The sequence below is a fragment of the Caulobacter sp. BP25 genome, from assembly GCF_002737755.1.
GTDB lineage: Bacteria > Pseudomonadota > Alphaproteobacteria > Caulobacterales > Caulobacteraceae > Caulobacter.
The window spans coordinates 113,432-126,833 of the sequence record NZ_PEGH01000017.1 but is presented as its reverse complement, the minus strand read 5'-3'; the positions used below and the strand labels follow the sequence as shown (position 1 = coordinate 126,833).

The following is a 13,402-nucleotide window of genomic DNA, read 5'->3' as shown; positions in this document are numbered from 1 at the left end:
AAAGGACGATATCAAATGGGAACGAACATCGTTCTTGTCGAGGCCGATGTGAACAAAAAGCAGCGTCGTTCGCGAGGTCGGTTCGAGGGCTGAGATTCGCCTGTCGAACGGGCGTCAGGGCGGCGGCGCCGAGGAATTGATCAACATGGTTTTTTCGACGCCACGCCCCTCCGACGAGGGCTGTTTTTGGGGTCTGATTCCAAGGATTGGCCGCAAGGTGAAAAGAGCGTGGGATCAGATCATTCCGGGGATGGCCAGGTCGCGCCAGAGCGTCTTGAGATCGCGCGTATGACGCCGCGATCGGCCGTTCAGTATCGGCGCAGATTATACTGTGTTTTCGGTGCTGACCTTGATTGAAGCTACGTCCCGTGAAGCTGATCGCGATGGCCGTCATGTCGTGACAGTGTGACGCGGCAGCGCCCCTGGATCTATCCCGCGCGATCGCTAATGGCTCCGCTGTCGCATGACATCTGCGACATAAAGACTCTTTTCACACGTCCGTGGGAAGGTTATCCCTTAACCCAGTATCGCGGGGGAGTACCCACAGCATGACGAAACGGACGAGGACCCTTCTGGGTTCCCTGGCCGCTGCCGCCATGATCAGCCTGGCGCCGGCGGCCGCGACCGCCGATGGCTACTGGCAGTGCGTTCCTTTCGCGCGCCTGATGTCTGGCATCCAGATTTTCGGCGACGCTCGGACCTGGTGGTCTCAGGCCGCTGGCAAGTACGAAACCGGCGCCGTGCCCAAGATCGGCTCGGTCCTGACCTTCAAGCCGACCGCCCGGATGAACCTGGGCCATGTCGCTTTCGTGAGCCAGGTGCTCACCGACCGGGTGATCCAGGTCACCCACGCCAACTGGTCCGTCATCGAGGGCGACCGGGGCCAGATCGAACAGGACGTCACGGTCGTCGACGTCTCGGCCAACGGCGACTGGACCCAGGTGAAGGTCTGGTACGATCCGATCCGCGACCTTGGCAACACGGTCTATCCGACCAACGGCTTCATCTATCAGGACGCCCAGGCGATGAAGATCGCCATGGCCACCAGCAAGATCGCCATGGCCCAGAACGCCGTCGTGTCGGCCGCCAAGCAGGCCGCCAACCAGGTGGCTTCGTCGGTTCGCGCCTCGCCGCTGGACATCATCAGCCAGGCCGCCGACTCGACCGACCGTATTGCGGCCCTGATCGAGGCGGCCACGGGCGGCGGATCCTCGTCGACCGACGCCAACAAGCCGAACGCGCCGCGTTGACGTCAAGCGCGGGCCGGGGCACACCCGACCCGCAGCGCGTCCTGTGACAGGTCTGTTCGACTTCTCCGCCGGCGCCTGCGTCTCCTAGGGGCGAGCCCGTCCTGGCGGCGGGCTTGAAGGGCGGCGTCCATGCTGAGAATCCTCCGTCACGGCGCTCCGGGTTTCGAGGCGGGCGGCTTGTCGCCCGATTGGCGCGTGCCCGCCGACGCCGTCTGGATCGAGCTTGTCGACCCCACCCGCGCCGAGGAAGTGGCGATCGAGCAGTCGATCGGCCTCTTGCTGCCCACTCGCGAGGAGATGGCCGAGATCGAGGCCTCGTCGCGTCTCTACCAGGAGGACGGCGGCACGTTCATGACCGCCACGGTGCTGGTCAACGCCGATGGCGACCTTCCGACGGCCGCGCCGGTGACCTTCGTGCTGATCGGCTCGCGGCTGATCACCATCCGCTATGTCGAGCCGCGCTCGTTCTCGGTGTTCGCCGCCCAGGCCGAGCGTCAGCCCAGCCTGTGCCCCAACGGCCTCCAGACCTTCCTGGGTCTGCTGGACGCCATCGTCGACCGCACCGCCGATATCCTCGAGCGCACCGCCGCCGAGGTCGAGGTGCAGTCGCGCGCGATCTTCAGCCGGCCGCGCGGCGTGGCCTTCGAGCAGATCCTCAATCGCCTGGGCCGGGCGCAGAACATCAACTCCAAGGCCCGTGACAGCCTGGTCAGCCTGGCCCGCCTGCTCAGCTTCGCGGCCCTGGCCGAACAGTTCGAGGGCGAGCGCGAACTGCGCGATCACTTGAAATCCCTGCAGCGCGACGTCCAGTCGATCACCGACCATTCCAGCTATCTGGCCGGCAACATCACCTTCCTGCTCGACGCGGCGCTGGGCCTGATCAACATCGAGCAGAACTCGATCTTCAAGGTCTTCTCGGTCTTCTCGGTGGTCTTCCTGCCGCCGACCCTGATCGCCGGGATCTACGGCATGAACTTCGAGCATATGCCCGAGCTACGCTGGATCCAGGGCTATCCGATGGCCATCGCCTTGATGGTCTTGGTCGCCGGAGCGCCGCTGATCTGGTTCCGGCGCAAGGGGTGGCTGTAGATAAAACGCGACGTTTCGTCGCGGTTTTGAACCTTGCCTTAAGGCTGAGGGAGCCATGTTCGGCGCCCGACGATCTCCCGAATTTGGCGCCCCTTCCGCACGATGCGACCGGCATCTTCCCGACCCAGTCTGATCCGCAGTCTCCATCCCTCCGTGGTGCGCGAGGCGGTGGAGGCGCATGGCCGCTATCTGAAGGGTCTGCCGGCCGGTCGGCGGGCCGTGCTGTCCTACGTCAATCTCAACAACTATGAGCTGGACGGCGTAGAGCTGTCCGAGGCCGACCTGACGGGCGCCCTGCTGGGCGGCGCCTCGTTGCGCGGCGCGCGGCTGGTGAGGGCCACCCTCTATGGGGCCGACCTGCGCGACACCGACCTGCGAGAGACCAACCTGTCGCGCGCCGACATGCGCGGCGCGTGCCTGCGCGGCGCCAATCTGGCGGGGGCGGACCTTTCGCGCTGCGATCTGCGCGAAGGCCTGACCGCCGTGCAGGACGACAATAAGGGCCTGCGCATCCTCGACCACACCAAGCGTCCGGGCGAGCTGGACCACGCCCTGCTGCAGGGGGCCAATCTCAGCGGGGCGCTGATGTCGGGCGCCTTCGCCCGCAAGGCCGATTTCACGGACGCGGACCTTTCCAACGTCAACCTGCAGGGCGCCAAGCTCGCCAACGCCTGCCTGGACGGCGCGGACCTCTCCGGCGCCAATCTGCAAAGCGCCGACATGACCAAGGTCTCGCTGCGCCGGGCCGTCCTGGTGGGCGCGGATATCAGCGGCGCGGACCTGACCGCGGCGGACCTGAGCGAGGTGCTGCGCGCGCCGTCGCCGCTCATCTATATCGACGACCTGCCCCTGAACGATGTGATCGCGGCGCACGAGCTCTTCTGCCGGTCCCACGGCGCCGAGGGCAAAGCGGCCAAGGCGCGGGGCGTCGATTTCCGGCCGCTGAAGGGGCTGAAGAACCGCCGGCTTAGCGGGTTGATCGCGCCGGAGGCGGTGTTCTTCGGCATGGACCTGGAGGGCGCGCATCTGCAGGGCGCCAATCTGGTGGGCGCGGACCTGCGCGGGGTCAAGCTGCGCGGCGCCGACCTGCGTGGCGCGCGGCTGATGGGCGCTCAGCTGTCGCGCGCTGATCTCTCCAACGCCAAGCTGGGGCCGCTGAAGATCGGCGAGGATCGGGTTCTGCGCACCGACCTGACCCGCGCGGTGCTGCGCGGCGCGGACCTGCGCGGCGCCAGCGCTCAGCGTGTCCGACTGCTGGAAGCCGATCTTGATCGGGCCAAGCTGGACGGCGCGGACCTGCGCGGCGCTGAATTGCCGGCGATCTTTGGCGTCTGAATGCGCGTTTCGCGCGTAGAGGCTTAAGAGGTTGTACTGACATGATCTCGACAAAGGACTTGGCCATCATGCCTTCGCGGCGGAGGCCGCCCCAACCCGGAGCCGCCCACCGATGACTCGCGCCGCCACGTCCGCCGTCCTGTCCTGCCTGGCCGCCGCCGCGTCCGCCGCCCCGGCCCTCGCCCAGGATCGCGACGAGAACCACGTCGTTGTCGGCTTGGCTGGCGTTTATGCCCCCGCCTACCAAGGCGCGGATGACTATCGCGCCCTCCCGTTCCCGGTGCTCGATCTCAAATATGGCCGCTTCTTCGCCAACATGCGCAAGGGTTTGGGCGCGACCGTCCTGGAGGGCCAGGCGGTGAGCGTCGACGCGGGGGTCACCTTCATGCAGGGCTATCGCCGCCGCGACGTTCCGGTCGGCGTGGGGCGACTGTCCGGCGGCGCGGGCGCGCGCATTTCCGCCGACGCCCGGCTGGGCCGGTTCGTGGCCGGACTGAGCGCGACGCGGGCGCTGACCGGCGACGTCGACGGGACCCTGGTCGACGCCAGCCTGGCCATGCCCGTCCGGGCGTCCGCGCGCCTGATGCTGATCCCCAGCGTCTCGGCGACCTGGGCGGACGGCGCCTACAACCGCGCCTATTTCGGGATCGACGCGCGCCAGGCGGCCGCCTCGGGCCTGGCCGTCTATCGCCCCGGCGGCGGGATCAAGGACGTCTCGGCCTCGCTTACCGCCAGCTATCGGTTGAACGACAAGGTGACCCTGGGCGCGACGGGCGCGGTGAGCAGCCTGCGCGGCGACGCCAAGAACAGCCCGATCGTCGTCGACGCGACCCAGCCGGCCGCCTTCGTCTCGGTCGCCTATAGGTTCTGAACCGACGCGAACGAGGCCTCTTGCGGCGCGCCCCGACCTCGGTGTTGATGCGCTTCGAACCTCGGGAGCTTTTCAATGCCGCGCTTGTCCTGGATCGCCGCCGCCGGCGTGCTCGCTTTGGTCGGCCTTGGCGGCGCGGCCCACGCCGCCGCCCCCCAGTTCAAGTCCGCCGCCTGTGTCGGCGACTACAAGGACGTTGACCTCAAGGTCCAGTGCGGAAACCTGATCGTCGACGAGACGCGCGGCGATCCCAAGAGCCGCCGGATCAGCGTGGCGGTCGCTATCGTCAAGGCCTCGGCCCCGAAGGCCGGCCTGCCGCCGGTCGTCTATCTGCACGGCGGCCCTGGCGGCTCGGCCCTCGCGAGCCTGCCCAGGATGCTCAAGAGCAAGGGCTCGCGCGAGTTCGTCGCCATCGACCAGGACTGGATCTTCATCGACCAGCGCGGCGGCGGCCAGTCGAACCCGAACCTCGATTGCCCTGGAACCAACCTGACCGACGCCGGCCCGCCGTCCCAGAAGGACGCCGACGGCATCGTCGCCTGCCTGAAAGCCTTCCAGGCCAAGGGCGTGAACCTGTCGCGCTACAACGCCGTCGAGGTGGCTAAGGACGTCCAGGACCTGCGCCAGGTGTTGAAGCTGCCGATGATCGACCTGTTTGGCGGCTCGTATGGCACCCGCATCGAGGCGGCGATCCAGACCCACGCGGCTCAGGGCGTGCGGGCGGTGGTCCAGGACTCGCCCTGGCCGCCGGAGGCCGACTGGACGGTCGGCGGGCCGGCCATGGTCTCCAGCTCGATCGACATCGTCATGGCCAAGTGCGCCCTCGTCGCCGAGTGCGCCCAGCGCTATCCGGACCTCAAGGTCAAGCTGGCCGCCGTCGCCGAGCGTTGGCTGGCGGGCCCGCAGACCATCAACGGCAAGACCTACACGGCCGATGACCTGGGTGGTTACCTGATGGACGCCAGCTACTTCACCGCCGGCGTGCTGCCGCGCGACCTGTGGAAGATCATCCAGGGCGATGTCTCGCCGGTGGCCGAGTTCGTCGAGAGCCGCGACTATTACAGCGAGGGCCAGTTCATGACCCACCTGTGCAAAGAAGAGATCCCGTTCGAGGCCCGCGCTGCGGTCGCTGACGGAACCGAGAAGGACCCGGTGGCCCGCCTGATGGTCGCCTCGATGCAGCGCATCCACGACGTCTGCGCCGCCATCGACGTGGGGCCGATCTCAAAGGTCGAGCAGGCGCCGGTCAAGACCGCCATCCCGACCCTGTTCCTGGCCGCCGAAATCGACCCCGGCTGTCCGCCCGAGCTGACCCGCGCCGCGTCCAAGGGCTACCAGGGCTCGCAGGTCGTGATCGTCACCAACGCCACCCACGGCGTCTCGCGCGCCAGCCCCTGCGTGCGCAAGATGATCCGCGGCTTCTTCCAGGACCCGACGAAGCCGGTGGATCGCAGCTGCCTGCCGGCGGCGGATACGCCGATGAGCTTTACGTACGCGGGCTGACGCTGCGGAAACCCTCTCCCGACGGGAGAGGGCGGGGCCCATCGCGTAGCGATGGGAGGGTGAGGGGGACGCTCTGGCCGGAGGGGGCTGGGAGCGGGCGTTCCGAAGGGCTGAGACGGGGGCCGAGTTGGCGCCCATGCTGAAAACAGATACCCGCTAGGGGGCGTCACGAGCCCCCAGCACGGTGGACGCAGACAGTTCCGGCGCCACAACGGCCAGGTCGTAGCCGCGGATGAGCGCGCGCCATTCAGGCGTCAGGGCTTCCAGATCGGCGCTGCGCAATTGGCGCAGATCCACCACGAACCAGTCGCTCGCAGGCGCGTTCGATGGGCGGGCCAGCATCACATCCTTGCGCCAGTCGCTGCCCTTGCCGGTGGTCGCATCGAAGTTGTACACGGTCACCGGGCGGCCGACGCCGGCATATCCGCCCAGCGCGCCTTTCGCGCCGGCGACGATGAGGTTGAGGGACTTCACGCCCTCTCCGTCAGCATGTTCAGCGACGAAATTGCCCAGGTCGCGCTGACCGAGCGGATTGTAGCCCTTGTAGAGATGGTAGGCGCCGAACTTCATCAGGAGGCGCGCCTGCGGCGCCTCGGCGAAATGCGTCGCCAGCGTCCGCTTCATCAGCCGCGCCCTGCGCCCGTTCGGATCGCCGCTACGGGACCGCGAGCCCTGATAGATGGCGCGGGTTTCGCGCAAGGCGGCGAACAACGCCTTGGTCCGGGCGCCGCCGTCCTGATCGATGGCCGTCGCCGCTTGATCCAGCGTCGTATCGGTGACCTTGAACAGGAACAGGTCGAAGGGCGAGCCGGAGGCCAGCGCGGCCTGCGTCGCCGCCCGCTCCTGTTCGACCAGGGCCTCGATCTGGGCGCGGGCGAGCGGTCCTGGACCGGCCGCCAGCATCTGTTCGAACAGATAGCCGCTCGCGCCGAAGAACTCCTGGTCCAGCCCCCACAGCTTGAAGTCCGGCCCGGCGACACCCGCGCAATCGGCCGCCGCCTGCCCCTCGTCGCGGCCGTTTAGGAAGGCCATCGCGTCGGGATGCGAGCGCATGAAGTCGGAAATCTGCTGTTCCCGGTTCGGCGCTCTCAGCCGTGCGTTGACCACGCCGGCGGCCTCCGGCCCGATCTCGACGACCATGGCTGTCAGGCCGCCGGGCGCCATCAGTCGACAGACGTTCGTGGTGAAGGCGGGGATCTCGCGCGAAAAATGGCTCTCGCCGACAAGGACGTACCGACTGGCGCCTATAGCGTCCGATAGTATCGCGGCGCCCGGACCCGAGAAGCCCTCCGGCCGGACTGTCAGCGGCGACCCTGCTTGCGCCAAGCGCTCAACGAACGTGAGCGGCTTGACGGTCTCGGCGTGAGCGGAAGTCGCGCATAGGCTTGCGAGCGCCAAGGCGACCGCAATCGGTTTCAGATTCATATCGCTCACCCCCCCCGCTGGATAAAGCGGCCTTAAGGAGATTTCTGAAAAGCCGCGAGTTAAATCGCGGTCACAACGCCCTTCGCGGCCTGGAGCGTTTTGGGGAAGAATGGGGTTGAGCCCATGATCATGGAGACCGTGAAGACGATCCCGATCGTCGCAAACACGAGCAAAACGAATGCATAGCGCCTAGCATCATAAACCGTCCTCAGACCCCACTTTCCAGAGACAGGACGGTTGGCGCGGTGCTGACAGGAGTGTCCGAAGCGGTCCTGTTTGAGACAATGGCTCCCAAACAGCGAGCGGATATGGATCATGCCGCCTAGAAGCTGACGCTCAGGATGTCGCTCAGGATGTCGCTTTGGGGGCGCTAACGGAAGTGAGTCTGACGACCGAAATCTGACCTTCGTGACGTCCAATCCTCAGCCCAATCCGGCCACCCGCGAAACCCCTCACCCTCCCGCCGCGTCGCGGTGGGCCCCGCCCTCTCCCGGCGGGAGAGGGTTTTCCAGCGGCCTCACATCTTCTTCTTCAGCGGCAGCAGGTCCGGGAACACCGCCTCCCGCTTCTGCGCCTTGGCCGCCAACGCCTCGGCCATATGTGGCCCCGAGAACATGCCCGTCTGCCAGGTGGCGATGTAGTCCAGCGCGTCGGCGATCGAGTGGTCGCGGGCATAGTTGATCATCACCTTGCTGCCGGCGACGGCGAGCGGTGACTTGCCGGCGATCTCGCGAGCGGTGGCCAGGGCGTGGTCGACCAGGGCCTCATGGGTGTCGAACACTTCGTTGACCAGGCCGATCTCCTTGGCGCGCTGGGCCGGCAGGCGGCGGCCGGCATAGGCCAGCTCGCGCACCCAGCCCTCGGGGATCAGCTTGCACAGGCGCGGGAAGGTGCCGACATCGGCGGTCATGCCGATGTTGATCTCCTGGATCTGGAAGAAGGCGTCGGCGGTGGCGTAGCGGATGTCGCAGGCGCTGATGAAGTCGACCGCCCCGCCGATGCAGCCGCCCTGGATGGCGACGATCACCGGCATCCGCGCCTTGTCCAGGCAGCTGAAGGTCTCCTGCAGGTGATGGACGAAGCGGCGGAAGCTCTCGGCCGCCACCCAGCGGTCGGCGTCCTGGCGTGCGGTGACGCCCTCGTCATCGGTGAATACGGAGAGGTCCATGCCGGCGCTGAAGTGCTTGCCGGTCGAGGAAATCACGATGCAGCGCGCCCGGGCGTTGTCGTCGATGTCGCGGACGATGGCCGGCAGCTCGTTCCAGAACGGCCGGGTCATGGTGTTCATGGCCTCGGGGCGTTTCAGCTGGATGTGGGCGACTCCAGCCTCGATCTCGACCTTGAAACAGCTGTACTCGACCTGATCCTGGCGGCTCATGCCGGCCTCCCTTTATCGCTTTGAGCGACTATCGGCCGGAGGACGGGCGGCGACAACGCTGACCCTACGGAATGGGGCGCTTGGACGCGGCGCCATGGACGCGGGGGGATCGCGCGCCTACCTTAGGCCTCTGTCGACCACAGGAGCCCGCCGATGGACGCGGCTGTCTTTCGCGAACCGCGCAAGCGCGCCACGCCTGTCGCCGGCGGCGAGATCGCGGGCCTGGAGTTTGGCCCGACCGACCGGCCGATCGACATCGTCTTCGTCCACGCCAACGGCTTCAACGCCCAGACCTACCGCACGCTGCTTTCGCCGCTTGCCGCCAGCCTGCGCATCCTGGCGATCGACCAGCGCGGCCATGGCGAGACAACCCTGCCGGCTGAGCCGGAGGGGCGGCGCTCGTGGCGCGATCTACGCGACGATCTGGTCGGTCTGCTGGACGCATTGGACGGTCCGCCGGTGGTGCTGGCCGGCCACTCGATGGGCGGGACCGTCAGCCTGCTGACCACCGCTGAGCGCCCCGAGCGGGTCAAGGGTCTCGTCCTGCTTGATCCTGTGATCATGCCCTGGCTGGCCATGCTCTACGCCCAAGCCCCGTGGACCTCGGGCCAGTTGTGGAAACGCCTGCCCATGGTGCAGGGCGCCCTGCGCCGCCGTGCGGTGTTCGACAGCCGCGAGGCCGCCTTCGCCGCCTACAGGGGGCGGGGCGCTTTCAAGACCTGGCCCGAGACCATGCTGGCCGACTATGTCGCCGGCGGCTTGGCCGAGCGCTCGGACGGCCAGGTCGAACTGGCCTGCGCGCCGGCCTGGGAGGCTTCGAACTACGCCGCCCAGGCGCACAATCCCTGGCGGGCGGTGCGGCACGCCAAGGCGCCGGTGCGCATCCTGAAGGCCGAGAAGCACTCGACCTGCCATGCGGGCCCTGGCTTTGCGCGGCGGGGGCGCGACGTACGGATCGAGACCATCGCGGGGACGAGCCACTTCCTGCCGATGGAACGCCCGGACATCGCGCGCGACGCGCTGTTCGAGATGGCGACGGGGTAGACGCTAAAGCGCCAGACCCTCGACCTCAAAGGGCTCCAGCGCCGCCCGCGCCGCGTCGCTGACGGGCGTCACCTTGCGGGCGTCGAGGTCGAAGGTGACGGCCACCGCCTCCGAGGTTCCCCAGGGCTCGCCCGTGGCCGGGTCGAGCATCCAATGGACCACCCGCATGGTCCGCGCGTCGGTTCCCACAAGGCCCGAGCGGATGTCGATCCGGTCGCCGATCCGGGGCCAGGCCAGGTAGGCGATACGATACTCTAAGACCGCGCCGCCCATGCGCGTCGGCTTGTGCTCGGCATGCTCGACGACGAGGTCGCGGAAGGGATGGATGAAGGCGCCGACGCCGTCCGAGACCCGGCCGATGAACTGCTCGGCGCGCATTCGTCCGTATACGTCGCAATCGGTCGGCAGCAGGCCGCCCAGGCCGATGCGCGACAGCTTCAGGGCGTCGGCGCGGGCCAGGCTGGCGGTGGACGTGAACGGCGAAAGGTCCAGGCTCCGCGCCCGCGCCTTCTCCGGAACCTCGACCTTCAGGGCCTGCGCGCGCTCGCGAGCGATCTTGGGCCAGGGGAAGGGCTGGCCCTCGCGCGGGGTGGCGTGGACGACGGTGGTCTGGAAGGTGGCCGCAAGCTCGCCCGAGCCCGGATGGATCAGAAGCTGCAGTAGCCGCGCCTCGGTCTCGCCCATCTCGATCACCCCGCCCAGCATGGTCAGGGGCGCGCCGGCGTGGGCCTCGCGCAGGAAGCGGATGTGGTGCTCCTTGACCAGCAGGGTGGCGTTGGCGTGCGGCGAGAAGGCGTTGGGCAGGCCCAACTCCGCCGCCAGGCCGATCAGGCCCTCCTGGGCGCGGACCACATAGTGGCGCACGTTCATGTGCCCCATCTCGTCGCAGTCCCAGGTGTTGACGCCGCCGCGCCAGATCTCGACGCCAGGAAGCGGCTCTGCGGTCGTCATGGCGGGTCTCGAACGAGGGTGAACGGTCGTTCGAGTCTAGCTGGCTTTGCTCAGCTTCGGCAATCGGCGCAGAGGCCGTGAGCCTCGATGGTCACGCCGGTCAGGGCGTAGCCGGCCGCCGCGCCGGCGGCGATGATCTCGGCGCTGGCCTTGGGCTCGATCTCGCGCGTCGCCCCGCAGCAGTCGCAGATCAGGAAGGCCGCAGCGTGGCCGTCGGCCTCCTTGCGGCAGGCGACATAGGCGTTGAGGCTCTCGATCCGGTGGGCGAAGCCCTGCTTCTCAAGGAAGTCGAGCGCGCGATAGACGGTCGGCGGCTTGGCCGGCGGTCCTGACCCGCCGAAGATCGAGATCAGGTCGTAGGCCTTCACCGGCTGGCCGGCCTGCAGCAGCAGTTCCAACACGCGCCGGCGAGGCGCCGTCAGCCGCTGGTCGGCCGCCGCGCAACGAGCCTCGGCCGCGTCGAGCTCGGCGGCCAGCGCCGCGCCTGCCACGCCGTGGTGATGATGATCGTGTCCGCAGGAAGCGCCTTGGGCCATATCCAAGAGGTAGAGGTCCGCGCGCGCCCGCGCAACCTTGCCCTTGTGTCTCGGTCGGTCAGAACAGCGGCGCGCCGATCAGGTTCGCCTCGGTCGTGCATCGGGCGGGGTCCAGCGGAGCGGCCTTGGCGCGCGCCTCGTCGGACTCAGCCCGCACGGCGGCGAGATCCGCCTTGAAGGCGTCCGAGCTCCACAGCGCAGCGAACAGGGTCTCGGCGTTATGCTTGCCGGCCTCGACGCTGCTGGCGTTGTGGACGCCGCAGATCACCCGGCTTTCGCCATAGGCGCGGGCGCGGGCCAGGATGGGATTGGCGCGATCGGGGGCGACTTCCGACAGCAGCAAGCCGACGCTCCAGCCCCACGTCGCGTGTCCCGACGGATAGTCTGGCGAGAAGCGGAAGCCCAAGCCTGGCTTGATGCAGATGGGGGCCTTTTCAGAGAGATACGGCCGGGGCCGCATGTATTTCAGCTTGGGCCCGGCCACAGCTGACCGGACGTCGCGGCTCATGCGCATCAGCATGGCCGCCAGCTTGGGATTCGTCTCGCGGGTCGGCGTGTAGCCCAGGGCGCAAGCGTAAGCGTCGAGGATCTTCTCCTCGGCGTTGTCGGCCTGGGCCAGCGACCAGCGGGGCGAGTCCTTCAGGGCCCGGGTGGTCAGGAAAATCTCGCGATCCTTCTGCGCCAGCGGCGAGCCCTTGGCGGGCGGCGGGGGGACGTGGTCGCGGGCGTCGAAGGCCGCCTTGGGCAGGTAGCGCGGATAGGTTCCCGCCTCGCCGTTCAGCGTGGCGCAGCCCGACAGGGCCAGGAGGGCGAGGGCGGCCAATGCGCGCATGAAAAAGGTCCCCGGAATCGCTTCCAGGGACCCTGCATTTTCAGTGAAGCCTGATCAAGCTTACTTGCCGAACAGCTTGTTCCAGCGCGGCTTCTCGCGGCCTTCCCAGGCCTTGCGCCAGTAGGCGTCGCTGGCGATCAGCGGGACGACCGTGGTGGCTTCGGCGAAGACCATCTGTTCGTAGGTGGTCGAGACCTTGCCCCACGAGGCGGCTTCCTTCAGCGTCGAGGACGAGCAGGCGCCGTCGCGCACGTCGGCGACCGTGATCTGGATGGCGTACTTGTGCATGTCGGCCTCGACGCCGAGGATCTCGGCGCAGACGACGGTGTCCTGGGCGAAGTTCTTGGGCACGCCGCCGCCGACCATGAACAGGCCCGTGGTGCCGGCCGCGATCTTGACGTCCGTCAGTTCACGGAAGTCGGCGACCGCGTCGATCATCAGATAGGGCTTCTTCTCGGCCAGCTTTTCCTTCTGGTGCTTGACCAGGCCGAAACCGGCCGAGCTGTCGACGAAGGCCGGGCAGAAGATCGGCACGCCTTCCTCGTAGCAGGTCTGGATCAGCGAGCCTTCCTTCTTGGCGTTACCTTCCGCCAGCCACTTGCCCATCTCCCAGATGAACTCGCGCGAGGAATAGCCGCGCGGCTCCAGCTTGTTGCAGATTTCCAGGATCGTGTGGTCGCAGGCCTGCAGCTCTTCTTCGTCGATATAGGTGTCGTAGATGCGGTCGATATAGTTGTCGCGCAGCACGTTGTCGTCGACCGGGCCGGCGGCCTGATAGTGCTTGAAGCCGAGGGCCTCGAAGAAGTCCATGTCGACGATGCTGGCGCCAGTGGCGACCACGGCGTCGATCATGCCGTTCTTCACCATGTCGCGGTAGACGTGCATGCAGCCGCCGGCCGAGGTCGAGCCGGCCAGGATCAGCCAGGTCGAGCAGCCCTTGTCGGCGAGAGCCATGTTGAAGATGTCGGCCGCGCGGGCGGTGTCGCGCGAGCTGAACGACATCTTGCGCATCGAGTCGATGATCGGACGCGCGTCGTAGCTGGTGATGTCGACGTGCTCGACGACGGTCTGGAGGAGTTCGGCCTTGGTGTTCGGAACGGGAGCGTTCATCGCTTCGGTTTCCCTGACTTTGGACGCCCGTCGTTGGAACAGGACCTTCGCCGGGACGGAGCGACCGGCGAGGGCGGG

At 67.6% G+C, this 13,402-nt stretch carries 12 protein-coding genes; 6 read left to right on the top strand and 6 right to left on the bottom strand.

What is annotated here, in order from left to right; all coding sequences use genetic code 11:
- The first annotated feature begins 548 nt into the window (after positions 1 to 548).
- The 5 genes from CSW59_RS10775 (at position 549) to CSW59_RS10755 (ending at position 6,048) form a co-directional block, all read left to right on the top strand.
- Complete coding sequence (locus CSW59_RS10775) at positions 549 to 1,250, top strand: CHAP domain-containing protein (RefSeq protein ID WP_099444039.1); 702 nt, start codon at positions 549 to 551, stop codon at positions 1,248 to 1,250.
- Between the two features lie 129 nt (positions 1,251 to 1,379).
- Positions 1,380 to 2,339 carry a magnesium transporter CorA family protein gene (locus tag CSW59_RS10770; protein WP_099444038.1) on the top strand — a complete coding sequence of 320 codons (960 nt, stop codon included), beginning with the start codon at positions 1,380 to 1,382 and terminating at the stop codon, positions 2,337 to 2,339.
- A 102-nt stretch (positions 2,340 to 2,441) separates the two neighbouring features.
- Positions 2,442 to 3,674, top strand: coding sequence for a pentapeptide repeat-containing protein (locus CSW59_RS10765; protein ID WP_099444037.1), 1,233 nt, complete (start codon positions 2,442 to 2,444; stop codon positions 3,672 to 3,674).
- A 112-nt stretch (positions 3,675 to 3,786) separates the two neighbouring features.
- Positions 3,787 to 4,545, top strand: coding sequence for a MipA/OmpV family protein (locus CSW59_RS10760; protein ID WP_099444036.1), 759 nt, complete (start codon positions 3,787 to 3,789; stop codon positions 4,543 to 4,545).
- Positions 4,546 to 4,620: 75 nt separating this feature from the next.
- On the top strand, positions 4,621 to 6,048 hold the full coding sequence (locus CSW59_RS10755; RefSeq protein ID WP_099444035.1) for an alpha/beta hydrolase: 1,428 nt from the start codon (positions 4,621 to 4,623) through the stop codon (positions 6,046 to 6,048).
- Positions 6,049 to 6,204: 156 nt separating this feature from the next.
- On the opposite strand, the gene CSW59_RS10750 is transcribed toward CSW59_RS10755, so the two are convergent.
- Both CSW59_RS10750 and CSW59_RS10745 read right to left on the bottom strand, forming a co-directional pair.
- Positions 6,205 to 7,188: a hypothetical protein gene (locus CSW59_RS10750; RefSeq protein ID WP_143754991.1), complete on the bottom strand. Its 984-nt coding sequence runs from the start codon at positions 7,186 to 7,188 to the stop codon at positions 6,205 to 6,207.
- Positions 7,189 to 7,990: 802 nt separating this feature from the next.
- Positions 7,991 to 8,851, bottom strand: a complete 861-nt coding sequence (locus CSW59_RS10745) for a crotonase/enoyl-CoA hydratase family protein (protein ID WP_099444033.1) — start codon at positions 8,849 to 8,851, stop codon at positions 7,991 to 7,993.
- Positions 8,852 to 9,004: 153 nt separating this feature from the next.
- Here CSW59_RS10745 and CSW59_RS10740 point away from each other — a divergent pair, with 153 nt between their 5' ends.
- A complete protein-coding gene (locus CSW59_RS10740; protein ID WP_099444032.1) occupies positions 9,005 to 9,895 on the top strand; it encodes an alpha/beta fold hydrolase in 891 nt (296 codons plus the stop codon).
- A gap of 3 nt (positions 9,896 to 9,898) precedes the next feature.
- Here the strand turns inward: CSW59_RS10740 and CSW59_RS10735 are convergent, their stop codons facing one another.
- The 4 genes from CSW59_RS10735 to CSW59_RS10720 are packed head-to-tail and all read right to left on the bottom strand — an operon-like array spanning position 9,899 to position 13,366.
- Positions 9,899 to 10,846, bottom strand: a complete 948-nt coding sequence (locus CSW59_RS10735) for a thioesterase family protein (RefSeq protein WP_099444031.1) — start codon at positions 10,844 to 10,846, stop codon at positions 9,899 to 9,901.
- A gap of 50 nt (positions 10,847 to 10,896) precedes the next feature.
- The gene (locus CSW59_RS10730; RefSeq protein WP_099444030.1) at positions 10,897 to 11,382 is read right to left on the bottom strand and encodes a Fur family transcriptional regulator; all 486 of its coding nucleotides are present in this window, start codon (positions 11,380 to 11,382) and stop codon (positions 10,897 to 10,899) included.
- Positions 11,383 to 11,440: 58 nt separating this feature from the next.
- Positions 11,441 to 12,214, bottom strand: coding sequence for a phosphatase PAP2 family protein (locus CSW59_RS10725; protein ID WP_099444029.1), 774 nt, complete (start codon positions 12,212 to 12,214; stop codon positions 11,441 to 11,443).
- A gap of 60 nt (positions 12,215 to 12,274) precedes the next feature.
- Positions 12,275 to 13,366 (bottom strand): deoxyhypusine synthase, encoded by a 1,092-nt coding sequence (locus CSW59_RS10720; RefSeq protein ID WP_099444028.1) that lies wholly within the window; start codon positions 13,364 to 13,366, stop codon positions 12,275 to 12,277.
- Positions 13,367 to 13,402 lie beyond the last annotated feature (36 nt).